This is a genomic window from Micromonospora sp. ABR4_055 (genome assembly GCF_056160425.1).
Genome location: NZ_JBSWXD010000105.1, coordinates 1 through 23,462, shown reverse-complemented (window position 1 = coordinate 23,462; position 23,462 = coordinate 1). Strand labels below are relative to the sequence as shown.

The following is a 23,462-nucleotide window of genomic DNA, read 5'->3' as shown; positions in this document are numbered from 1 at the left end:
TTTCTGTTCTTTCTCTTCGCCAGAAAAACTCCCACCCTTGGCGGTGCTCTTTGTTCCCCCCCCCCAAACCACACTTCCTCGTTCGCCCCCCCCCCCAGGTTCCTGATCGACGACGTACCCGGTGAGGTGTTCGAACCGGTGACACCCGGCCAGCTCGACCTCTACGAGGGACGGATCGTCTTCGCCCGACAGGCCGGTGCGGCGGCGGTCGGTCGGCTATGGCTGCGTCGCGACGGCGAGAACGGCGACATCGTCGGCGCGGGGGTCGAGCCACTGGCCGGCGAACCGTTGGACGGCCTCGACGACCTTTCCCTCATCGGCGTCGCGCTGCTCTGACCAGGGCACACCGCCGTACGCGTGTCGCCGGACCTCATCACCAGATGTCGCCTAACGTGCAGTGTTGGTGACATTTGGTGACGATGGGGGTGGTGCTCGTGTCAACTGGGGCATGGTGGACGGCGGAAGACGTCGCCAACGTCGAGAAGGACCTGGCCCGGCATCCCAAGTCCGGCCTGTGGAGCTACACCAGTCCGGCGGAGATGGCCCACTGGGTTTTCGCCGATCCGGCCCTGCCTGCGGCTGGGGAGTCGGCGGCACCGAGCGCGGATCCACTCGGTGCCGACCTCGACGAGGCGGCGCGTGCCTCGTGGGCACTCGCCGGCTGGTACATCCGGATGACCGTGCCGAAGCCGATCGAGACCGACGGCAAACTGTGGTTCCTGAACCAGCGGCGGGTACGGGGCCGGTCGCTGCTGCGGGTGACCCTCGGCCGGCTGGAGACACTGTGGCTCTACGAGGACGGCGACGGGATCAACTTCCACCTGGACAAGGCTGCCCTCGATGCGGCCTTCGACACCGGTGTCATCGACGAGGACGCCTGGGTCACCCGGGTCGCCGAATATGAGAACGACCCGTACGACACCCTGCGGGGCGAGAAGATCGGCTGCGTGTGCGACACCGTCGAAGACGCGTTGTGGGCGCTGCGGCAGCCACCGGTCCTCGCTGCGGCGCGGCTGCTCAACGTCAAGTGTCTGGCGGTCGGCGGCTTCTCGTTCCAACGGCTGCACCGGCCGGAGCGGCTGGCCCTGGCCTGGTCCGCCGGGCAGGTGCACTTCGATTCCCTGATGCCGCAGCCGGTACCGGGGGCGGCGTTCGATCGTCCGTACCGGTCTCCGGTGGTGGACCCGGCGGCGCTGACCGACATCCGGGCCTTCGACAAGCAGCCGTACGTGGCCGGGTGCGACGAGCACGACCGGCTGAGCCGCTGGCTGATCGACACTCTGGCCGCCACCGGTGTTTTGGTGGGCACCGGGCTGGCGAAGGTGCCGGTGGACCTGGCCTGGCAGGACGCTGACGGCCGGCAGTACATCGCGGAGGTCAAGAGCCTCGTCGGTGCCAGCCCGGAGGATCAGCTGCGACTCGGTCTCGGGCAGGTACTCGAGTACCGCCACCGGCTGTCCCTGCTCGACCGGGTGGTCACCCCGATTCTGCTGACCTCGGCTCCGGTCGACGTGGTGTGGCGGGACATCTGCCGGGACAACGGGGTGACCCTGCTCGTCGACGGCGACCGATTCCCGGGACGGTCCCAGTAGAGCTCGGTGGGGCTCGGTCGACTCCGGGTTGGGAACGGGAAGTTCGGGCAGTCGGCTAGGCTCACGGCGGTGGCCCCAGCGCGCGTGACGCTTGGCTGTACTGCTGTGAATCGAGGTGCGCGATCATTTCATCCGTGACCGACGATGTCGTCGAGGAGCTTGACTCCCTCGGCCTGCGCACGGGCATCGAGATCGAGGAGGATCCCGACGCCCGCGAGGGCGTGTCAGGCGAAAGCATCCGTACCCCGTTCGATCCGGAAAAGATCGACGTGGTGACTCGTAACACCACCGTAGACCTGCTGCTGTCCAGGGTGCGGAGCGGGCGGATCGACCTGCAGCCTGACTTTCAGCGGCGCGCGGGCATCTGGAAAGCCAGCAACAAGAGCCGACTCATCGAGTCGTTGCTGCTGAGGATCCCACTGCCGACATTCTACGCCGCCGAAGGCGACGACGAGGTCTGGGCAATGGTCGACGGGATCCAGCGGTTGACCAGCATCGTGGAGTTCATCGAGCCGAAGTCGATCGGGGCGCAGCCGCTACGGCTGCGTGACCTGGAATATCTTGGTACCGAGTACAACGACGCCGTGTTCGCGGATCTCCCCGGTCGGCTGCAGACCCGGCTGCGAGAGACCGAGCTGATCGTGCACCTCATCCGGCGTGGTACGCCGGATGAGGTCAAGTTCAACATCTTCGCCCGCATCAACACTGGTGGACTTCCGCTCTCCCGCCAGGAGTTGCGACACGCCCTGATACCTGGGCAGGCCCGCGACATCCTCCGTGACTGGGCCGGGTCCGAAGTGTTCCGGCAGGCGACCGGTAACAGTGTCCGTAGCGAGCGGATGGCCGACCGTGAGATGGTCCTGCGGTTCATCGCGTTTCAGCTCACCGATCCATACAGGTACGGCGAGGAGGATTTCGACGCCTTCCTGCGCAGTTCGATGAAGCGCCTTAACGCCTTGCCGCGTTCCGAGTCGGACGCGCTCTGGACCAGGTTTGAGAGGTCGATGGTGGCGGCGGCTGAGATCTTCGGGGTCCACGCCTTTCGCAAACGGGACCGCGCAGGTGGTGAGCGGAAGCACCCGATCAACAAAGCGCTGTTCGAATCGGTTGCGGGCAACCTCGCCGCCATGTCGGATGACGAGCTGGATCGTCTTGTGCAACGTCGCAAGGCGGTGGGAGAGAACATTGTTCAGCTGATGGGGGATGTGGACTTTCAACTGTCGATCAGTCAGGGAACCGGTGACCCTGGGCGGGTCCGTCGACGTTTCGCGACGATCCGGGCGGTTCTGCATACGGTCGGTAACTCATGATTGATGGCGTACGGCTGCGCAACTTCAAAGCGTTCCGGGAACTCGAGCTCCGGCTCGGTCCGCTCACCTTGTTGACCGGGGTCAACGCCGCCGGTAAGAGCACGATCATCCAAAGCCTGGCGCTGGTGCGGCAGAGCTACGACGAAGGCATGCTCGACGCCGGTGGTGGGTTCCTACTCAACGGCGACTTGGTGGAGCTGGGTGTCGGGCAGGACGTGCTGCACGAGGACTACACGGATGGGCGAGACGACGCGCCGATCCCGATCATGGTCGGCTGCACCGTCGGTTCCCGTGACCTCTGGTGGCGGGCCGAGTACGAAACCAGTCGGGATCGTGAGGCGGATCTGCTGCGGTTCGCTGCGGGCCAGCCCCTGCCGGGCATCGCAAGGGACGTGGCTGGCGGGCTCCTGGGGAGCGGGTTTCAGTTCCTGAAGGCTGACCGTATCGTTCCCGCCGTCCACTACCCGAAGTCCTACCAGGCGGTTATTCGCAGAGGTTCGCTGGGCGCGCGAGGCGAGCACACCGTCAACTTCCTCAGGGCACGACGTGATGATCCGGTGGCTGCCTTGCCGGTGCGGCATCCCAGGGCGAAATCCACCGGTCTGCTCGACCAGGTCGAGGCCTGGCTGCAGGCGGTGTGCCCCGGAGTCAACCTGATCGCGGAGGACGTGCGCGGAACAGATTTCGTCAAGCTGAGCTACGGATTCGGCGGGACCGCTGGGATCGGTTCGTCGAACATCCGGTACCGGCCGACGAACGTCGGGTTCGGACTCACCTACGCCTTGCCGATCATTGTCGCCTGCGTCGCAGCCGGACCCGGTAGTCTGATCATGCTGGAGAATCCGGAAGCTCATCTGCACCCTCGGGGTCAGACCGCGATGGCGCGACTGGCCACGCTGGCCGTCGCGGCGGGTGCCCAGGTCCTCATCGAGAGCCACAGCGACCATATCCTCAACGGGATCAGGCTGGCGGTCAAGGAGTCGGTCGTCGGCCCGGACAGTGTGGCGCTGCACTACTTCGATCGAGACGATCACGGCAAGATCGAGACGAGCTCGCCGCAGATTGATGTGGACGGTATGCTCTCGCGGTGGCCCATCGGTTTCTTTGACGAATGGGACAGAGCACTCGATCGCCTGCTTGACTGACCCTGATCTCGGAGTCCACAGTGCCGCTGCTGTTGGTCCTGAACGAGCTTTCGTACCGTGAGGTCAAAGCGCGCTACGATGATCTCTCTGACGCGCTGCACAAACTGGTATCGGTGCTGCGACAGGCACGCCGGCACCGCACCGACGTCGCCCTGGTCACCGAGCGTCAGTTCATCGATCTTCCGATGTCGGATGACTTCTCGCTGCGAAGGTGGGCTGCGGATGGGCGCAACGCCGATGCGCTGCGGTACATCAGAAGCATGCGCAACCGGGCACCGTTCCGGGCGGTGGTGACCACAAGCGCTGACTCAGAGGCGGAGTATTTCCACGCCGGTGTTCCGGCAGACGGCCTCGGGGTTGCCCATCTGATGGGCGGACTGGCGCTCAGCCTGCCGCTGGAGGCGAAGTGGGACCACGGCGTGCTGCCACTCGTGCAACGGACCCTTCGCGAGACGGCTGCTGGTGATGTGGTCCTCGCCGACGGCGAGGCGTCCGTGCGCCACGCCTTCTCAGCAGGCCACGTCGATGTTCATCGGGAGTGGATGTGCACTTCCGCCCTGACCGGCCTGATCAGCCCTGGTGATCTGTGGGACGCCCGTGAGGACGTGTTTCCGCACCTGCGTTTCCTCGCCCGCGTCGCTGATGACCTGCACAAGCTTCCCGCCACGGCGCTTGACGCGGTAAAGGTTCGGCTGGCAGAGCTGGAGTTGGCCGCGGCTGAGTGGAGCGCTGCGGGCGGCCCCTTACCGAGCTGGCGCAGCAAGGTGACGCCGGACAGCGACAGTCGTAAACCTTTGTGCTGGTTCACCGACGACGAGGACGGCGAGCGCCGCCTGTTTGACCTGCATGCGCGGTTCACGCCCGGCCCGGGGCGGCTGCACCTTCGGCTCGACAGTAGCCGTAGAGCTCTCGTGATTGCTTATATCGGACGCAAGCTGGTGTAGCTGGCGCTGATCCACCTCCTCGCGGTGGCTGATCCACTGCGCCTCACCTACGCGACACGCCGATGGACAGTTTGCTGAGGCGCATTGGATCACGAGTCGGACCGGACGCCTCAGCTGCGCTCGGCGCACTCGTCGATCACGCGCTGGACCTCGGTCATCCAGATCGCCTCATTGCTGCCGGAGCGCTTGTAGGGTGCCCGCCGCGCCATGGCGAAGAAGCCGCCGGACGGCATCGACGGCCGACCGTCGAAGCCCTGCTGTACGACCAGCGCGGAGATCAGCCCACGGCCTTCGGCGTGCTCGCGGCGTGACGCGTGCTCAAGGATGTGTGGCAGCGGCCCCTGGTGGTAGGGCACCAGAAGACCGTCAACGGCGAGCCGCTCGCTGAGCTGGCGGTAGGTGATCAGCGCATCCTCGAAGCGCCTCGCTTGCCGGGCAAGATCCCGAAGTACGTCGATGCTGAGGTCGACAGCTCGGTCGAAGTCTGGGTCACCAACACGCATCCGTCCATCGTGCCGTCGTGCCGGCAGCGTGCCATCGGGGGATCGGTCGGCCTGCCGCGTCGGATCAGGTGTCGACGCCGACGCGGGCGGCGAAGGTGCGCAGGTCCGGCAGAGACCGGTGGCGGTCGCTCGACAGCAGGTCGACGGTCAACCGCTGGGCCCAGGGCCGGTAGCGGACCTCCTGCGGCGCGGTCTGCTCGGCGGCGAGCAACGCCCGGTACGCCTCTGCGTTCGCGCCTCGGCCGTGCAACGCCAGCGCGGTGTCCTGCCAGTAGCGGGCCCGACGCTCCACGGTGCCCAACTGCTGCGGGGTGATGGCCCGAGCGCATTCGACCGCTGCGCCGAAGTCACCCAGCGCTCGGCAGACTCCGATCCGGTACAACGCGACATCGACGCTGCCGAAGGCGGCCTTCAGGTCCGCTCGCCGGGTGGCCTCGTCCGCCTCGGCGAGTAGATCCAGAGCGGTTTCCCGCTGGTCGCCGAGTGCGGCCGTGTAGGCGGCGGTGGCGAGCAGTCGTCCGTACGCGGTGACGTCATCGCGTTGCCGCAGCCCGGTCGTGGTGTCGAGCGTCGCCGCTCCGGTGAGCACGACCTCCTGCGCGGTGTCGCGGTGCCGGGTCCGGCGGAGCACGATCGCGGTGATCCGGGCATGTTCGGCCTGCAGCAGCGGGTCCCCGCAGGCCCGCGCCGTCTGACCAGCCCGGTCCATGATCGACCAGGACATGCCGTCCTCGTGCAGCTTGATCAGCACCTGTGCGGTGAGGTGGTACGCCTGGGTCGCCAGGGCGGTGGCCGCACATCGTCGGTCATCGGCGGCGTTCGCGGTGACCGTCGCCGCGCCGGTGACCAGCTGCGGTAGGCGGGTGGCGAGTCGCGCGTACCGACACGCCTGAAGGTCCGCCGACGCGGCGGCCAGCGTGGCGCGCAGCTCGACCGGGCCGACAGGTGGGGTGGTGCTCGGCTCCGCGCCGAGGAGCAGGCCCGACAGCCCCGCCGCCAGCTGCGGCGGGCGGGCAGTGGCGTGGCCGGTAGAGCCTGGGCCCGTGGGGATGGCCGCACCGGCGAGCCCCGCCAGACCGCTCAGTACCGCGCGCCGTCGGATCACGTCCTCTCCCGTCTCAGGCCAGGATCGGCTACCGGGAAGCCTAACGATCGAAGTGGACCCGTGGTGGCTGGCCGACGTGCCAGAGTTGGTCAAGCCGAACAGCTCCGGTGGAATGTCGAACACGTCGGCGAGCCGTCGTAGGGCGGACACGTCGGTCAGGCGCTGGCGGCCGCGTTCTATCCGCGACAGGCTCGCCGCGGAGTAGCCGCAGCGTCGTCCTGCCTCCGCGAGGGTCAGCCGGGCGGCCGTGCGGGCCAGCCGGATCAGGTTGCCGTAGTCGCCGGCTGCCGCCGCCCGACGCGACTCGGGAAGGCCGGCCCACCGGCGGTCGCCGCTCATCGCAGTCTCCCACCCATGGTCACGCTCGGTATTGCCTCCACTGTGCAACGGGCGTGCCAGCGCGTGCAAAGCGCTTGCGTATCCGGTAACGGGGCGTGTCGGCGCTACCTGGTCCCTGCTGTCCTGGAAGGGCGGCGGTGATGGCGCCGGACGGTGGGTGAGGAGCGCAGACAATGGACCAATCGGATCAAGGTCGACCTGGCCTTCGCCGGGTCGCTGTCGTCAATCGGACACTTGGCGTGGGCCTGTTCGGCGTCGTGGCGATTGTTGTCATCATGCTCGTGGCGGGTGGTTCCGGGCGATCGGCTGCGGTGAGCGCGATCGGCGGGATCGTCGCCGCGCTGGCCGGCCTCGCCGCCGCGTACCTCCGTCAAGGATGAGCTGCAGGTGATAGATCAATCACTGATGGTGATCATTGGGCAGTCCGGTGGGCGGAAACGACCCGCGCGGTCGATGCGCATTCCGTCGCTCTCGGTACGGTAAGCGTCATGCCTGCGTCGACCTCACCTCAGCTGCTGCGGGACTACATCACCATCCCCGAGCGCACCAGCACCAGTGACTTCGTGCTCAAGCTGGCGGACAGCGTCACCGACGCGACAGCGACCCTGGCCGAATACGTGATCACCGACCGGCTGGTCGGCAACTTCGACGAGGCACTCGGGCTGATCCGCTCGGCGATTGAGGGCCACACCTCCAAAGCCGCCTACCTGCACGGCTCGTTCGGCTCCGGCAAGTCGCACTTCATGGCCGTACTGCATGCCCTGCTGCGCGGCGAACCCGCCGCCCGGGGCCGCGAGGAGTTCTCCCGCCTGGTCGCCAAGCACAGCGTCTGGCTCGACGGGCGGCAGTTCCTGCTGGTGCCGTACCACCTGCTCGACGCCCGGTCGCTGGAGCAGCGGGTCCTCGGCGGCTACGTCGACCGGGTCCGTCAGCTGCATCCCGAGGCGACGATCCCGGCCGTGCACCGCACCGACGCGCTCTTGGAACAAGCCGCCGAGCTGCGCAAGCGGATCGGCGACGGTCAGTTCGTCGACGGGCTGCCCGGCGGCGATCCGGACGACGAGTGGGGCGACTCCGAGGCCTACTGGACCGGGCCGCGTCTGGACGCAGCGTTCGCCGCCGCGCCCGACGACCCGCAGCGGCGCAAACTCGTCAACGACCTGCTCAGCAGCTGGAACAAAGGCTTCTTCAGCAACGCCCGCGAGGACGCCGAAGCGTACATCTCGCTGGACCGAGGGCTCACCGAGATCAGCCGGCACGCCAAGGAGCTCGGCTACGACGGCCTGATCCTTTTTCTCGACGAGCTGATCCTCTGGCTGGCCAACTCCATCGGCGATCAGCAGTTCGTCTCCCGAGAGATCCAGAAGATCACCAACTTCGTCGAGGGCGGCGACACCCGCCGACCAATCCCGGTGATCAGCTTCATCGCCCGCCAACGGGACCTGCGGGAGCTCGTCGGCGAAGGGGTGACCGGCGCGCACGAGCTGAGCTTCCAGGACACCCTCAACCTGGCCAGCGGGCGCTTCGACACGATCACCTTGGAGGACCGTAACCTGCCGGAGATCGCCCGCAAGCGGTTGCTCAAACCCCGCCCCGATGTGCCGGGTGCGGCGGAGGCGATCACCGCCGCGTTCGACACCACCACCAAGGTACGTCGCGAAGTCTGGGACGCCCTGCTCGGCACCGACTCCGGAGCCGGTGCCGACCTGGACGCGTTCCGCGCCACCTACCCGTTCAGCCCGGCGTTCATCTCGACCCTGGTGCACGTCTCCAGCGCGCTGCAACGCTCCCGCACCGCGCTGAAGCTGATGCGTCAACTGCTGGTCGACCGGCGGGAGACGCTGCGGCTCGGGCAACTGGTGCCCCTCGGTGACCTGTACGACGTGATCAGCGGCGGCGGCGACCAGCCGTTCACCGACAAGCTCAAGCACGAGTTCGAGACCGCGCAGCGCATCTACACCGGCAAACTGCGGCCCCACCTGCTCGCCCAGTACGACCTGACCGACGAGGACCTCGACCGGGCACGCCGGGGTGAGGAGCTACCCGGTCCGATCGCCGCGCGGCACCGGGGATTCACCGGTGACGACCGGCTGGTGAAGACGCTGCTGCTGGCGGCGTTGGCGCCGAGCGTGCCGGCGCTGCGCAACCTGACCGCCCGCCGGCTGTCCGCGCTCAACCACGGCTCCATCGTCAGCCCGATCCCCGGCGGCGAGGTCGCCCAGGTGCTGCGCAAGGTCAAGGACTGGGCCGGCGTGTTCGGTGAGATCCGCGTCGGCGACGGTGACGACCCGGTCATCTCGCTGGAACTGGTCGGCGTCGACGTCGACAGCGTGCTCGCCACCGCCAAGCACTACGACAACGACGGCGCTCGCAAGAACCTGGTGCAGCGGCTGCTGTGGGACCAGCTCGGGGTGCCGTGGACCGACACCTTCCACGCCGAGGCGGAGCTGGTCTGGCGGGGCAGCCGCCGACGGCTCGAACTCGTCTACGGCAACGTCCGCGACGACCGGGACCTGCGCGACGACGCCTTCCAACCGGCCGATCCGGCCGGCTGGCGGCTGATCATCGACTACCCGTTCGACAGCGGCACCCACACCCCGGCCGACGACCGGCAGCGGGTGCAGCAGCTGCGGGAGCGGATCAACCCGCGTACGGTCTGCTGGATCCCGGCGTCGCTGACCCTGGAGCGCCTCAACGACCTCGGCAAACTCGCCATCCTGGAGAAGATCCTCGAAGGGCGCCGGTTCGACAGCCACGCCGAGCATCTCAACCCCGACGACCGGCGCCGCGCGCTGAGCACCCTGACCAACCAGCGCAGCAACCTGACCGGCAAGCTGCGCGACGTGCTGCGGGAGGCGTACGGGCTGGCCACCAAGCAGCCCACCGACGTGCGCGTCGGATACGACGACCACCTGGAACCGCTGATCCGGCCGTTCCACCCGACCCTGCCGGTCGGCACCAGCTTCGCCGACGCGCTACGCACCATCGGCGACCAGATGTTCACCCACCAGTTCCCCGCCCACCCGGACCTCGACCCGGACCGCAAAGGCGAACCGGTCCGGCCGGCCGACGTACGGGTCGTGCTCGACCAGGTGAGTCAGGCCATCGGCAACCCGGAGGGCCGGGTCGAGGTCGAACGCGCCCACCGGCAGACCATGCGGCGGCTGGCCAACCCGCTCGGCCTCGGCCAGATGCACGAGGCCGCCTTCGTCCTCGGCAACGAATGGGTGCAGCACTTCACCCAACGCGCCGCTGTCGAAGGCATCGACGGCGAACTGGCCGTACGGGACCTGCTGCGCTGGATCGACCACCCGCAGCCCCGAGGGCTGGACCCGCTGGTGGCCCAGCTGATCGTCGCCGTCTTCGCCGAACAGACCGACCGGATGTTCTACCTGCACGGCGCGGCGGTGTCCCCTGGCCCGGAGCCGGGCCGGATCAGCACCGACTACACACTGCGGTCCGAGCCGCTGCCCAGCGAGGCCGACTGGACCGCCGCCCGCGACCGCGCGACGAGCCTGTTCGGGGTGCACAAGCCGGGTCTGCGGCGGGGCCGCATCGTCGGGTTGCTCGCCCGCGACCTCGTCACCGAGGCGCAGCGGCGGCGCGGCGACGCCGACGACCTGGTCGCCAAGCTGGAGCAGCACGCCCGGCATCTCCACCTGGACCTGAGCGCCCCGACCGGCCGGCTGGCCACCGCCCGTACCGCCGCCGCGCTGCTGTCGACCCTCGCCAGCCGGGCCCCGGCGGTGGAGACCATCGAGCAGCTGGCCCGCGCCGATCTCGGCGGACCCGCCGGCGTCGACAAGGTCGCCCGCAGCGTCAACAGCGCCGCCGAGGTACGCAGCGCCCTGGTCGCCGCCCGCTGGGACAACCTGGGTCTGATCGCCGACCTGCCCGAGCGGTACGCGCCGGAAGCGGCCGCGATCCTCGGCAAGCTGCACGCCGCCGCCCAGGCCGACGAGCTGACCACCCCGCTGGTGCCGGTGCTGCGCCGGGCCGAACGCGATGCCGTCGAACTCATCGCCCGGGTGATGCGGGAAAGGACGCCTGCACCGCCCCCGCCGCCGCAGCCCGGGTCGCAGGTCACGCCGGTGGCGGTGCCGCGGGCCACCCCGCCGCCGGTGACCCCACCGCCGACGGTTCCGTCGGTGCCGAACCCGGCGATCGAGCTGCGCCCGCCGCTGACCGACCCGTCGCAGCGGGTCACCGACGCCACCGGGCAGGTCGGCAGCGCCACCGGGCAGGTGACCGTCGCCGCCGGGGCGCTCGACGAGGCGGTGACCCAGCTGCGGGCGTTCGCCGACGCCCACCCGGACGCACACGTCGAAATCAGCTGGCGGGTGGTGCCGTGACCGTCACCCCGGCCGCCAGCCGGGTCAGCCCGGCCGTACTCGCCCAGGAGATCGGCGACCAGCTGCGCCGCGCCGCCGCCCCGGAGTCCGACCCGGTCGTCGTCGTCACCGCGGAACCGGACTGGCCGCACGAGCCACAGCTCGTCCTGGCCGACGACCGGCGGGCCCGCGTCGTCGCCTGCCCGTCGCCGTTGGCGATCTGGCAGCACCTCGTCGCCCGGCCAGACGGCGAGGTGCTGATCCTGCTCACCCCGCTGCGGACCACCGAACTCGGCGACGGGATCCGCAGCCGGATATTCCGCCAGCGGGCCATCACCATCGAACCGTGGGACGTGGTGATGGCCGCCTTCGGTGCCCGCAACGTCGAACCCGCGCTGGCCAGCGAGAGCTGGGCCGGGCCGGCGTTGCTGGAGGCGATGCCGGCGGGCGGCTGGCCGAAGCTCGACGCCGCCAGCGTACTCAGCCGGGACGTCGCGCTCGGTCGGCTGGCCGCCGCCCGGTTCGGGCTTGACCCCACCGGCCCGCACGCCGCCGACCTCGACGTGCCGACCCTGCTGCGGTGGACCCGCCGCCCCGGCGCGGTCGACGCGTTCACCACCCTGCGGGCCGAGGAACGGGCCGGACTCGGCCGCTGGCTCACCGGCCGCCTGCACCACCCCGCCCGGGCGGTCATCGCCCTCATCGACACCGGCCACGGGTTGGACGCCCTGCCGCTCGGGCTGGTCTGTGCCGCGGTGTGGAGCAGCGCGGATCAGGAGGCGGCCCGGGCCCAGGGGCGGATCGACCCGCTGCTCGGCGCGGTGCGCGGCGACGACGACACCATCCGTCGGTACGCTGCGGCCTGTGTCGAGACCGTGACCGGGATGCTCGCTGACCGCGACGACCAGCTGCGGCGGGAGGCCCATGGGATCCTCGACCGGGCAGAGGAGCTACTGACCGGGCTGGCCGCCACCGGATGCGCCGGGCACAGTCCGATTCTGCGGACCGGGTTCGCCCACCGGCTCGACCGCGCCGCCGCAGCCCTGAGTGCCGCAGCGTCGGCAACCGGCATCCCGTCCGGGTCGCTCGACGTCGAGTTGGACCGCACCGTCGCCGCCGTCGCCGACCATGTGCTCGCCGTCGACGAAGCCGCCAAGGTGACCCGGGTACGGATGGCCCGCCGACTGCTGCGCTGGCTTGCCAGCGCCCCGGCCCCTGTCGAGAGCGTCGCCGACGGCATCCACCGGCAGATCAGCGACCTGGGCTGGGTGGACCGCGCGCTGGCGCAGGTGTGGGCCGGCGACGATGTGCACGCCGGACTGCAGGCCGCGTACCGGGACATCCACCAGCAGGTGACGCGGCGCCGGCGGATGATCGACGAGGCGTTCGCCGGGCGTCTCGCTGCCTGGACCACGGCCGGGCCCGGAAACGACGGTGACCTGTTGACCATCGAGCAGGTGCGGCGCCGGGTGGTCGATCCGTTGATCGCCGCCCACCGGCCCACCCTGTTCATCGTGCTGGACGGCATGAGTGCCGCCGTCGCCGTCGAACTCGCCGCCGAGTTGCGCCACCAGTGGGACGAGTACGACCCGGTCGCTGGTAATGGCCTGGCCCGTCGGCGGGCAGCGGTCGCCGCCCTGCCCACCCTCACCGCGGTCAGCCGGACCTCGCTGTTCGCCGGTGAGCCACGCGAGGGCAACCAGGTCACCGAGCGGCAGATGTTCACCGCCGGCCGGTGGGGCGAGCGGGCCGTCATCTTCCACAAGGGTCCGTCGCGTGGCGGTGCCGGCGAGGTGTACGCCGACGACCTGCGCGACGCCGTGGCCGACCCGACCCGGCTCGTCGCCGTCGTGATCAATACCGTCGATGACACCCTCGCGTACGGTCGGGAAGGCGACGAGCCCGGCTGGCAGCTCGGGCAGATCGGCTTCCTGCGCAGCCTGCTCGACCTGGCCCGGTCCGCCGGCCGGGCCGTGATCATCACCAGTGACCACGGGCACGTTCTCGACCACGGTGCCGTCGCCCGCACGGCCACCGACGCCCTGTCCGCCCGGCACCGCCGGGGCGACACGCCGCCCGGCGACGGCGAGGCCGTGCTCGCCGGCCCCCGGGTAGTGGCGCCCGGGCACCGTATTGTCGCCCTGTGGGATTCGGCGCTGCGCTACCGGCCCACCCGGGCCGGCTACCACGGCGGCGCATCACTGGCCGAGGTCACCGTGCCGCTGCTGGCATTCCTGCCGCCCAACGTGGCCAACCCACCGACCGGCTGGACTGCGCTCGGCCCACAGCAGCCAGACTGGTGGCAGCCGATCCGGGCCGCCGCACCAGCCGTGGCGGCACCCGCGCCGACCGCGACACCCCGCCCGACCGGTGCCCGGCAGCGTCGTGCCCCGGCACCGGTCGAAGGGGAGCAGCCGCTGTTCGCCGTACCCGAGCCGGCCGCAGCGCCCCCGGCGGCGCCGGCACCAACCGGCGCGGACCTGGTGGACGCGTTGCTGGCCAGCAACCTGTACGTCGAGCAGCGCGACGCGATGCCCCGCCGGCCAGCCGACGCCAAGGTCGCGGCGGCCCTGCGGGCCCTGGTCGAGGCCGGCGGCGTCCTGCCGTTGGCGGTGCTCGCCCAGCGGGCCGGCGAAGCCCCGCTGCGGGCCACCGGGTTCGTCACCACCCTGCAGCGGGTGCTCAACGTCGACAGCTATCCGGTGCTGTCGCTGACCGACCAGGACCGTACGGTGCGGCTCAACCAGCAGCTGCTGCGCGAGCAGTTCGGCCTGCCCGGTGCAGGGGAGAGCCGATGACGTCGCCGGCCGAACCCACCGCCAGCCCGGCCCGACGCCGCGAGGTGATCGATGCGCTGCGGCGCGGCGCCGTACCCGCCGCCGGACTCGACCTGTTCGCCGTCGGCATGGACCGGATCGCCGCCGCGATCGGCGACGACCTGACGACCGTCGCCACCGGCGGAGCGGTGTTCAAGGCGATCCGGGGCGAGTACGGCTCCGGTAAGACCTTCACCACCAGGTGGATCGCCGAGCGCGCCAAGCGGGCGAACCTGGCCGTCGCCGAGGTGCAGATATCCGAGAACGAGACCCCGCTGCACCGGCTCGAAACCGTCTACCGCCGGCTCACCGAGCGGCTCGCCACCGCCACCTTCCCGCCCAGCGCGCTCCGGGCGGTCGTCGACGGCTGGTTCTACGCCCTGGAAGAGGACGTCCTCGCCGGCGGCGACGTCAGCGCAGACGACCCGGCGGCCCTCGACACGGCTGTCGGTCTGCTCCTCGAACAGCGCCTCGCCGTGGTCAGCCGGACCGCGCCGGCGTTCGCCGCCGCGCTGCGCGGCTACCGTACGGCGACGCTGGCCGGTGAGACCGCGACCGCCGACGCGGTGCTCGCCTGGCTCGGCGGCCAGCCGCACGTGGCCGCCGCCGCCCGCCGGGCCGCCGGGGTACGCGGCGACCTCGACCACTTCGCCGCGTTGAGTTTCCTGCAGGGCCTGCTGGTGGTGCTGCGCGACAGCGGACACCCCGGCCTGCTGCTGGTCCTCGACGAGGTGGAGACCCTGCAACGGGTCCGCTCCGACGCCAGAGACAAGGCGCTCAACGCGCTGCGGCAGCTCATCGACGAAGTGCACTCCGGGCGGTTCCCCGGGCTGTACCTTCTGATCACCGGCACACCGGCGTTCTACGACGGACCGCAGGGCGTGCAGCGGCTCGCCCCGCTGGCCCAGCGGCTGGCGGTCGACTTCACCACCGATCCGCGGTTCGACAACCCACGGGCGGTGCAGATCCGGCTGCCCGGCTTCACCCACGAGTCACTGGTCGAGCTGGGCACCCGGGTCCGTGACCTGTACGCCGTCGGTGCCACCGGCGCGGGCGCGGACCGCATCGCCGGGCTCGTCGACGACGAGTTCGTCGTCGGATTCGCCCGCGCCGTCGCTGGCGGGCTGGGGGGCCGGGTCGGGGTGGCGCCCCGGTTGTTTCTCAAAAAGCTGGTCGACGTGCTCGACCGGGTCGACCAGGTGCCCGACTTCCGGCCCCGGGAGCACTACCCGCTGACGCTCAACGACACCGAGCTGACCGATGTCGAACGCAACGCCGCCCGGGCCGACGACATCGCACTCGACGACCACTGATGGCCGCCGCCGACCTGCTGCATCCGGTGGTTCTGCACCACATCGTCAACTCGCTGCGGTGGTCGGCGCTGCGCCCGTTGCAGGCTGGCGCGGTCACCCCGCTGCTAGCCGGCGACGACGCGTTGCTGCTGGCACCGACCGCCGCCGGCAAGACCGAAGCCGCGCTGTTTCCGCTGCTGTCGCGGATGGCCGAGGAAAACTGGTCCAGCCCTGGCCTGTTGTACCTCTGCCCGTTGAAAGCTTTGCTCAACAACCTGCTGCCACGGGTGGAGCAGTACGCCGGCTGGCTCGGCCGGCGGGCCGCGGTGTGGCACGGCGACGTCACCGCCGGGCAGCGCCGCCGGATTCTGCGGGACCGCCCCGACATCCTGCTGACCACCCCGGAGTCGCTGGAGTCGATGCTGGTCAGCCGCAACGTCGACCACGACGAGTTCCTCCGGTCGGTCCGGGTGGTCGTCATCGACGAGGTGCACGCCTTCGCCGGTGACGACCGGGGCTGGCATCTGCTGGCGGTGCTGGAGCGGTTGACCCGGGTCGCCGGTCGGCCGGTGCAACGGGTCGGCCTGTCCGCGACCGTGGGCAACCCTGACGAACTGCTGAGCTGGCTGCAGGGATCCGGCCGGAGTGAACGTCCGGCCAGAGTCGTCGCCCCGGACCTGCCCGCCGCCGCGATCCCACCATCGGTGACGGCTGGAGCTACTTCAGCCGGCCCGCCGCCCGGCGAGGTGGAGCTGGACTACGTCGGGTCGGCGGACAACGCGGCCCGGATCATCGCGGCGTTGCACGGCGGCGAGAAGCGGCTGGTGTTCTGCGACTCGCGGGCGCTGGTCGAAGAGCTCGGGCAGAAGCTGCGGCTGGCCGGCGTCAGCACGTACCTGTCGCACGCCTCGCTCGCTCTGGACGAGCGGCGACGGGCCGAGCAGGCCTTCGCCGAAGGGCGCGACTGCGTCATCGTCTCCACCAGCACGCTCGAACTCGGCATCGACGTCGGCGACCTCGACCGGGTGATCCAGATCAACGCTCCCCGGACCGTCGCCGCGTTCCTGCAGCGCATCGGCCGCACCGGGCGGCGGGCGGGCAGCACCCGCAACTGCCTGTTCCTCGCGCTCGACACACCGAGCCTGGTGCATGCCGCCGGACTGCTGCAGCTGTGGGGTCAGGGTTGGGTCGAGGACATCGTCGCGCCGCCGGAGCCCCGGCACATCGTCGCCCAGCAGATCCTGGCGCTCTGCCTGCAGCGGATCCGTGTCGGTGACCGGCAGTGGGCACAGGAGTGGAACGGATTGGCGCCGTTCGACGCCAGCGCGCAGGTGATCCTGAGGCATCTGCTCAGCGAGGGCTATCTCGACGGCGACGAGGGCATGCTGCACATCGGACCCGAGGCCGAGTTGCGGTTCGGCCGCCGACACTTCATGGACATGATGGCGGTTTTCACCGCGCCGCCGCAGTTCACCGTCCTACTCGGTCGCGCCGAGATCGGCCGTACCGACCCGTACCTGTTGACCGAGCGGGTGATCGGGCCACGGCTGCTGCTGCTCGGCGGTCGTAGCTGGCGGGTCACCCACATCGACTGGCGTCGGCGTCGCTGCTTCGTGGAGCCGGCCGAACGCGGCGGCCGGGCACTCTGGTTGGCTGGTGGCGCCCCGCAGGGGCTGTCGTACCGGCTGGTGCAGGCGATGCGGGAGGTGCTGCTCGGCGCGGTGCCGCCGGTCCAGCTGACCCGCCGGGCGTCTTCCCGGCTCGCCGAGGCTCGCGACGGTGCGGCCGGGCTGGTGCACCCCGGCGGTACGGTCGTCGCCATCGACGGACACGATGAGCTGCGGTGGTGGACCTGGGCCGGGTTCCGGGCCAACGCCACACTGGCGGCGACCATCGGCGATCTGGCGGATCCCACCCAACGACCCGACGACACGAGCATCCGGTTGCGCGACGGCGTCGACCGGCCCAGCTGGCTGGCGGCGACCAGCGACGCGGCGGATCGCATCTGCCTGCCCGAGATCGACGAGAAGGCCCTGCACGGGTTGAAGTTCAGTGCCGCGTTGCCGCGTCGGCTCGCCGAAGCGACCCTGGCTGCCCGGCTGGCCGACGTGCCATCCGCCCAGGCGGTGCTGGCCGAGCCGGTGCGTTTCGTCCACTGGCACCAGTAGCTGCGTGATCCACTGCGTCTCATCGACGCGACGCGCCGGAGACAGTCAGCTAGGGCGCATCCGATCATGCGCGGCCAGTCTTCCCCGTCCCACCTTTGGATCGAGGTCGACACGAACGGCGAATGACCGAAGACTGAGCGTAGTGGCGATATAACGAACGGAGCCGCCCCTGGCAGGTCGATGAGGTCGAGAGGTGTCCATGAGAGTAGTCAAATTTGGATCCGTGATGGTTGTGGTGCTCGTAGCAGCCTCCGCCACCGTTGTGTCTGCTTCCGCGGCGCACGCCGACCGTGGCGACCCAGCGGAGACGGCAGCCGCCCCGGCCAGTGCCGAGACCGCCAGGATCGATACCTGGGTGCGCGACCGCAACACTGGTGCCCGGGTGGCTGGCGTATGCGTGTTCGCGACCCCGGTCCGGGTGTTCAGCATTCCGGCGCAGTGCCGGCCGAACAGCGACCGCACCGGTCGGGTGTCCATCGATGTGCCGGGGCCCGGCTCCTACCATCTTTTCGCGTTGCCGGCTCCGGGCAGCCCGTACGGTGCGCAGTGGGTTGGACCGGACGGCGGTACCGGGGTCCAGTCCGGGGCCCGCCGGATCACCGTGGCGGCCGGCGAGACCAAGTCCGTGCCGGCGGTCCTGCTCGACCTGCGGGCCACCATCACCGGGTACATGGTGCCCAGAAAAGGGGAGATCGTCGGCGGTGTGGTCGGTGTCGCCGCCCCGCCGCCCGGTGCCTACCAGGGCGCGCGTGAGACACCGATCGACGACGACGGTGCGTTCACCATCGACTGGGTCGGCCCGTACCACTGGCCGTTGATGTTCCGGGGCGACAACCTCGCCGTGCAGTGGAGCGGTGGTGTCGCCGGTCGTGCCCAGGCAGACCTCGTCCCGGCGGTCGTCGGCACCCCGCAGCCGGCAACCTACCGGCTGCGGCACGGCGGCGAGTTGACCGTTCACATCCTCGACGAGCCGACGAGCCGACGAGCCGACGAGCCGACGAGCCGACGAGCCGACGAGCCGACGAGCCGACGAGCGCCGGCCGGCAACTGGTCCTGTACAACTCCGGATCCGGCGAGCATGTCGGGTCGGTGGCGATCGGCGACGACGCCACCTGGGGATTTTTGCGGGTCAGCGGCGGGCAGCACGTGAAGATCCGGTGCCGCTGTACGGGTGGCGACCGCTGGTACGGCGGTTCGGACTTCGCGACGGCCGCCTCGGTACGGGTCCGTCACCGGGACTGGTTGAACCTGATCCTGTGAGTCGGTGCCGGACCGGGTCAACCGATCCGGACTCCGACCAGGCTCAGCAGGTAGACGACGGCGAAGGCGCCGAAGAACAACCCGGCGGTGCCGAGCGCCACCTGGCTGGTCCACGACGGCCGTACCGGTGCGGGGAGCCGGCGGTTGACGTACAGGGTGAGGCCGACCACGACGGGGGTGTGCGCGGCGGCGATGATACCGCCGACCGACAGGATCTCGACCGGGTTGCGGACCAGCAGGAACAGCACCAGCGGGGCGAGAGTCATGGCGACCGCGACATAGGTCAGGTAGACCGCCCGTGGGTGGCGGATCAGACGGGCCAGCCTGCCGGTATGTTCGCCGTCATCAGCCGGCTCGTCGTCGGATCGGCCGGCGGTGATCAGTCTGGTGGCGTCAGCGTACGTGCGCGCCCAGCCGTCCTGGTTGGCGAAGATGGTGCCCCAGAGAGCAACCACCACACAGGTCAGCAGCAGCACCTCACCGAAGGTGCCCCACAGGTCGCCGAGCAGCGCGGTCAGGTCGCGGGCGACGTCGACCCCGTCGGGTACCCGCCCCTGCGGGGCGAGCAGTTCGGCGCCCAGCACCAGGAAGGAGACGATGACCAGTCCACCGCCGGCGACGCCGAGCGCGGCGGTCCGGCTCATCGTCCGGGTCCAGCCGCGTACCCGCTCGATCCGCTCGTCGCCGCCGACCTGCCCGTTCGAAGGCACATCGTCGCGGGCCCCGGCATCAGTCTGATCCGTCGACGAGGACGGGCCCGTCGGCCCGCCGAAGCCACGCGCCGCCACCCAGTAGGAAAACCACATGATGCCGACGGCACCGGCCAGGATGAATCCGACCCAGGGCAGCACGAAGTACAGGTCGAGGTCGTCCGGCACGCCCGGCACCAGGCCCGTCGCGATGTCGCCGCTGACCGTGCTGGCCGCCGCGGTGATGGCTGCGCCGACCAGGACCAGGGCCATCACGGCGGTGATCCGTTCCACGCCCTGGTAGCGGCCGGCCAACACCAGTGCCCCGGAGCCGAGGATGACGGCGCTGGCGTAGACCGCCTGTCCGCCGGGCAGCGCCACCATGAGCGCGCTGCCGACCAGGGCGGCGATACCGGCGATGGTGACCACCCCGGCGACGATCTGCGGCACGAAGATCACCCAGATCGCCCAGTTGGCCAACCCAGGTACGTCGCGGAAGCCGTCGAGCAGGGTGCGGCCGGTGGCAACGCTGTACCGGCCGGCCTCCCGGATCATGATCCACATGAAGACGGTCACGATCAGCGCCAGCCACAGCAGTTCGTAGCCGTACCGCGCGCCGATCCGGGGGGTGAACAGCACCGAGCCGGAACCCACCGACGACACCATCCACAGCAAGCCGGGCCCGTACCACCGGAGCTGGCCCCGGCCGGCCGGGACGGGGGTGGGCTGTTGGCGCAGAAGGAAGGCGGTCGGCACGGTGAGTTTCCCTGGGTCGTGTTCGAGCGGAGGGTCGGACCTCTCCGGACCTACCCACGCACCGGCCGGCGACACCTGGATGACGGACACTCGTCGACACGCCGGCTGTCCGGGCCCTCGACGTCCCCGACGATCATCCATGCGCGTGGTAGGCCTTTGATTACTCGACGTGCAGGAAGGATTGGCAGGTGGGCAGTGACGAGCAGTAGGCAGTGGTTTCCGGATGCCCGGTCGGGTGTCCGCTCCGGCCACACTCGGCGGCTGTTGTCGGTTGCGGCCGGGGTAGCGCTGGCAGTGGTGATGACCAGCGGCGCGGCGGCGGTGCCAGCCTCGGAGAGCGACGTTGGTGCCGCCATCACCACCCGGGTGTTCGACCGGGCCACCGGCGAGCCGGTCAAGGGCGTCTGCGTGCTGGCCATGCCGGTGCCGACGTTCAGCCTGCCGAACGCGTGCCCGGCCCGCAGCGGCGGTGGTGGTCGGGTGACCGTCGACGTGCCGGGGCCGGGGCAGTACAACCTGTTCGCCCTGCCGAAGCTGGACAGCCCGTACGGTGCCCAGTGGGTAGGCCCGGACGGCGGCACCGGCAGGCAGCAGGACGCCCGGCGGGTCACCCTCGCCGCTGGCGAGACGAAACGGGTCGCACAGATCCTGCTGGATCCGCGCGCCACGATTAGCGGCGTGGTCGACCACTGGGCTGGGGACCCCGCAGGGCTGATCTCCATCGCGCAGCCGGAGCTCGACGTGCACCAGGAGCCGCGATCCGTGCCGGTTGACGTCGACGGGACGTTCGACATCGACTGGGTCGGGCCGTACGAGTGGCCGTTGTTGTTCCGGCCGCAGCTCGACTGGGCACTGTGGAGCGGGCAGGTTGGCAATCGACTTCTTGCCGAGACGGTTCCCGCGGTCGTCGGCGGCTCGGCCGACCGGTACACGTTCCGCACGCTGCAGTTCAGGGGAGCTGCCTTCGGAGTCCAGGTCAGCAGCTTGCCGACTGGCCAGGCGGGGCGGGTCGTGTTCTACAACAGCGCTACCAGGGACGTGATGGGGGTAGGTGAGTTCGACGGGGGGAAGAACGCAGCTCGTGCGCGAGTCGTCGGTGGCCAGCAGGTCAAGGTCGAGTGCCACTGCCCCGACGGGACACGCTGGTACGGCGGGACCGACTTTGCCAGCGCCACGCCGATTGCCGTGGCCTACTACGAAGGCATCAACCTTGACATGCGGTAGCGCAGACAGACGTCCTTGAATAGGGAGTGACGACATGGCAGGCAGCAGCAGGGGATCGTCTGGTGAGGTGCATGGCCAGCACCATCAGAGGGTGACCAGGTTCCGGATGACAGGTGTGGCGGTCGTGATCGCAACCCTCGTCGTCACCATGGTCGGCGGGCCACCGGCGCGTGCCGCCGCCGCACAGTCTACCGAGGCGTACATCAAAACCTGGGTGTACGCCCGCGACACCGGCCTGCCGATGAAAGGCGTCTGCGTCATCGCCGTTCCCGCGCGAGGCACCTTCAGCTTCCCGGACGGGTGCCGGCCGAAGAGTACCGGACTGGGGCGGGTGAACGTGCCGGTGGCGGCGCCCGGGTCGTACAACCTGTTCGCGTTCGTTCCGCCCAGCACTATGTACGGGTCACAGTGGGTGGGGCCGTCCGGTGGCACCGGGACACAACAGTCGGCTCGTTTGATCACCGCGTCGGTGCCAGGTGAGACCAAGACCGCCCCGACGATCTTCATTGATCGGCGTGGCTCGATTCGGGGTAAGCTCCCGGCACCGGAGGAGATCCCGCCCCCAGGGCAGGGCGGCACCGTCGGGATCGTCGCCCCGGAGCCGGAGAACCGCTGGCAGCCCTACGCCTCCGGGATCGCTTCCGACGGCAGTTTCAGCATTCTCTGGCTCGGCCCGTACGAGTGGCCGCTGCTGTTCCGGATCCCCGGCCATGCAGACCAGTGGAGCGGCGGTGGCGGCAACCGACTACGAGCTGATCTGATCCAGGCCGCTGTACCGGGCAATTCGCCTATCATCGACTTCACTGTCAAGCGTGGCGTATCCGCCATCGTCAACTTTCCTGACCCGCCGGCGGGCTCGGACAATCGGGTGGTGCTGCGCAACGTGACCACCGGTGAGTCGGTGGGCGTCGGATCACTCGGCTCCGGTTCCAAGGTGCGGATCCGGGTCGTCCTGGGGCAGCAGGTCAAGATTCAGTGTCTCTGCGGCGGCACCACCAGTTGGCATGGCGGCACCGACTTCGACAGCGCCACGCCGGTAGTGATCACCGGCGGCGGGCCGACCGAGGTCACCTTCCTGCCGCCGCAGTGAGCCGGGCGGCCTTGTCGTCGGTGGTCGGGCCGTGCGAGGTCAGCCGCACCGGTACGCCGAGCGCCGCCTCGACCGCCGCCACCCAGGAGTCCGGGTCGGGCTCCGGGTCGGTGGCGTACCGGGGTCGGCTGGTCAGCAGCCGGGCGGTCAGCGCCGCCTGCCGGTCGAGGTCACCGGGCGGGCCGGTCGGCAACCGGTCGGTCCAGTCGTACGCCGCGCACAGCCGTAGCCGGTGCGCGCCGACCAGGTCCAGATGGGTCAACGCGAGGGCGTCGACGCCGCCGGTGACGTCGAGCGCGTACCGGTGGGCGACGGCGTCGAAGTGGCCGAACCGGAACCGCCCCTGCCAGGCGTTGGTGCCGTTGTGCCGCTCCGGCGGCCGCAGCGCCGGGTCCTCGGTGACCAGCGGGCCCGGCCCGTGCCGGGGGGTGAGGGTTCGCAGCACCCCGAGCCGGGTCACCGTACCGGGCATGCCCGCCTCGGCCAGCAGCGCGTCGACGTTGCCGTACGTCGTGGTGCTCCACGTGGTGTACGGGTGAAAGCCGTGCCACTCGTCGAGCAGCACCCCCTGAGCGCCTTCGAAGACGACGGTTCCGGCGCGCAGTAGCCGGGTCGTCCATGACCGGTCGACGATCGACACCCGCCGCGCGAACGCGGTGAACGCGGTGACGGTGTCCGCCACCGGCGGGGCGTCCAGCGGCCCCAACTCGGCGGTGAGCCGGTCACGCAGCAGGGTCAACCGGTGTCGCAGCAGTCCTTCGTCGAGGCAGTCGCCGACCCGGGGCGCGGTGTCGGGGGGGGGGGGGGGGGGGGGGGGGGGGGGGGGGAAGCGAAACCCCCCCCACAACCACAGCTGCACACCACCACACCACCCCCCCCCCCCCCCCTCTGCTCGCCT

At 70.1% G+C, this 23,462-nt stretch carries 17 protein-coding genes; 13 read left to right on the top strand and 4 right to left on the bottom strand.

Translation table 11 applies throughout. From position 1 onward, the window contains the following. The 5 genes from ACXAHD_RS21940 to ACXAHD_RS21920 form a co-directional block, all read left to right on the top strand. Nucleotides 1-336 (top strand): hypothetical protein (locus ACXAHD_RS21940; RefSeq protein WP_475052844.1); only part of this gene is annotated, 336 nt, incomplete at its 5' end. A 98-nt stretch (nucleotides 337-434) separates the two neighbouring features. Next, nucleotides 435-1,592 (top strand): hypothetical protein, encoded by a 1,158-nt coding sequence (locus ACXAHD_RS21935; RefSeq protein ID WP_475052842.1) that lies wholly within the window; start codon nucleotides 435-437, stop codon nucleotides 1,590-1,592. Nucleotides 1,593-1,726: 134 nt separating this feature from the next. Then, nucleotides 1,727-2,902 carry a DUF262 domain-containing protein gene (locus ACXAHD_RS21930; protein WP_281555054.1) on the top strand — a complete coding sequence of 392 codons (1,176 nt, stop codon included), beginning with the start codon at nucleotides 1,727-1,729 and terminating at the stop codon, nucleotides 2,900-2,902. Beyond that, on the top strand, nucleotides 2,899-4,047 hold the full coding sequence (locus tag ACXAHD_RS21925) for an AAA family ATPase (protein ID WP_281555053.1): 1,149 nt from the start codon (nucleotides 2,899-2,901) through the stop codon (nucleotides 4,045-4,047). Before ACXAHD_RS21930 ends, ACXAHD_RS21925 begins: the two co-directional genes overlap by 4 nt. Before the next feature lie 20 nt (nucleotides 4,048-4,067). Beyond that, nucleotides 4,068-4,991: a hypothetical protein gene (locus tag ACXAHD_RS21920; RefSeq protein WP_281555052.1), complete on the top strand. Its 924-nt coding sequence runs from the start codon at nucleotides 4,068-4,070 to the stop codon at nucleotides 4,989-4,991. A gap of 110 nt (nucleotides 4,992-5,101) precedes the next feature. Here ACXAHD_RS21920 and ACXAHD_RS21915 read toward each other — a convergent pair whose 3' ends face one another. Together ACXAHD_RS21915 and ACXAHD_RS21910 are read right to left on the bottom strand one after the other, a co-directional pair. Then, entirely contained in the window at nucleotides 5,102-5,494 is a 393-nt protein-coding gene (locus tag ACXAHD_RS21915) for a hypothetical protein (protein ID WP_281555051.1), read from the bottom strand. Nucleotides 5,495-5,558: 64 nt separating this feature from the next. After that, nucleotides 5,559-6,938, bottom strand: coding sequence for a helix-turn-helix domain-containing protein (locus tag ACXAHD_RS21910; protein WP_475052838.1), 1,380 nt, complete (start codon nucleotides 6,936-6,938; stop codon nucleotides 5,559-5,561). Nucleotides 6,939-7,111: 173 nt separating this feature from the next. On the opposite strand from ACXAHD_RS21910, the gene ACXAHD_RS21905 reads away from it, so the two are divergent. The 6 genes from ACXAHD_RS21905 to ACXAHD_RS21880 all read left to right on the top strand — a co-directional run bounded on the left by ACXAHD_RS21905 (nucleotide 7,112) and on the right by ACXAHD_RS21880 (nucleotide 18,695). Next, complete coding sequence (locus tag ACXAHD_RS21905) at nucleotides 7,112-7,318, top strand: hypothetical protein (protein ID WP_475052836.1); 207 nt, start codon at nucleotides 7,112-7,114, stop codon at nucleotides 7,316-7,318. A 108-nt stretch (nucleotides 7,319-7,426) separates the two neighbouring features. Next, entirely contained in the window at nucleotides 7,427-11,290 is a 3,864-nt protein-coding gene (gene pglY / locus ACXAHD_RS21900; protein ID WP_475052833.1) for a BREX-2 system ATPase PglY, read from the top strand. Beyond that, on the top strand, nucleotides 11,287-14,067 hold the full coding sequence (pglZ, locus tag ACXAHD_RS21895; protein WP_475052831.1) for a BREX-2 system phosphatase PglZ: 2,781 nt from the start codon (nucleotides 11,287-11,289) through the stop codon (nucleotides 14,065-14,067). Before pglY ends, pglZ begins: the two co-directional genes overlap by 4 nt. After that, nucleotides 14,064-15,398, top strand: a complete 1,335-nt coding sequence (brxD, locus tag ACXAHD_RS21890; RefSeq protein ID WP_475052829.1) for a BREX system ATP-binding protein BrxD — start codon at nucleotides 14,064-14,066, stop codon at nucleotides 15,396-15,398. Before pglZ ends, brxD begins: the two co-directional genes overlap by 4 nt. Further along, nucleotides 15,398-17,545 carry a DEAD/DEAH box helicase gene (locus tag ACXAHD_RS21885; protein ID WP_475052826.1) on the top strand — a complete coding sequence of 716 codons (2,148 nt, stop codon included), beginning with the start codon at nucleotides 15,398-15,400 and terminating at the stop codon, nucleotides 17,543-17,545. Before brxD ends, ACXAHD_RS21885 begins: the two co-directional genes overlap by 1 nt. 262 nt (nucleotides 17,546-17,807) lie before the next feature. Then, a complete protein-coding gene (locus tag ACXAHD_RS21880) occupies nucleotides 17,808-18,695 on the top strand; it encodes a hypothetical protein (protein WP_475052824.1) in 888 nt (295 codons plus the stop codon). A 127-nt stretch (nucleotides 18,696-18,822) separates the two neighbouring features. Here the strand turns inward: ACXAHD_RS21880 and ACXAHD_RS21875 are convergent, their stop codons facing one another. Further along, nucleotides 18,823-20,250 carry an Nramp family divalent metal transporter gene (locus ACXAHD_RS21875; protein ID WP_475052822.1) on the bottom strand — a complete coding sequence of 476 codons (1,428 nt, stop codon included), beginning with the start codon at nucleotides 20,248-20,250 and terminating at the stop codon, nucleotides 18,823-18,825. Between the two features lie 264 nt (nucleotides 20,251-20,514). Here ACXAHD_RS21875 and ACXAHD_RS21870 point away from each other — a divergent pair, with 264 nt between their 5' ends. Both ACXAHD_RS21870 and ACXAHD_RS21865 read left to right on the top strand, forming a co-directional pair. Beyond that, nucleotides 20,515-21,474, top strand: a complete 960-nt coding sequence (locus ACXAHD_RS21870) for a hypothetical protein (protein ID WP_475052819.1) — start codon at nucleotides 20,515-20,517, stop codon at nucleotides 21,472-21,474. 91 nt (nucleotides 21,475-21,565) lie between these two features. Continuing rightward, a complete protein-coding gene (locus ACXAHD_RS21865; protein ID WP_281555045.1) occupies nucleotides 21,566-22,564 on the top strand; it encodes a hypothetical protein in 999 nt (332 codons plus the stop codon). Here the strand turns inward: ACXAHD_RS21865 and ACXAHD_RS21860 are convergent. Then, a partial coding sequence (locus ACXAHD_RS21860) for an adenylosuccinate synthetase (protein WP_475052817.1) occupies nucleotides 22,542-23,462 on the bottom strand: 921 nt, incomplete at its 5' end. The genes ACXAHD_RS21865 and ACXAHD_RS21860 overlap by 23 nt on opposite strands.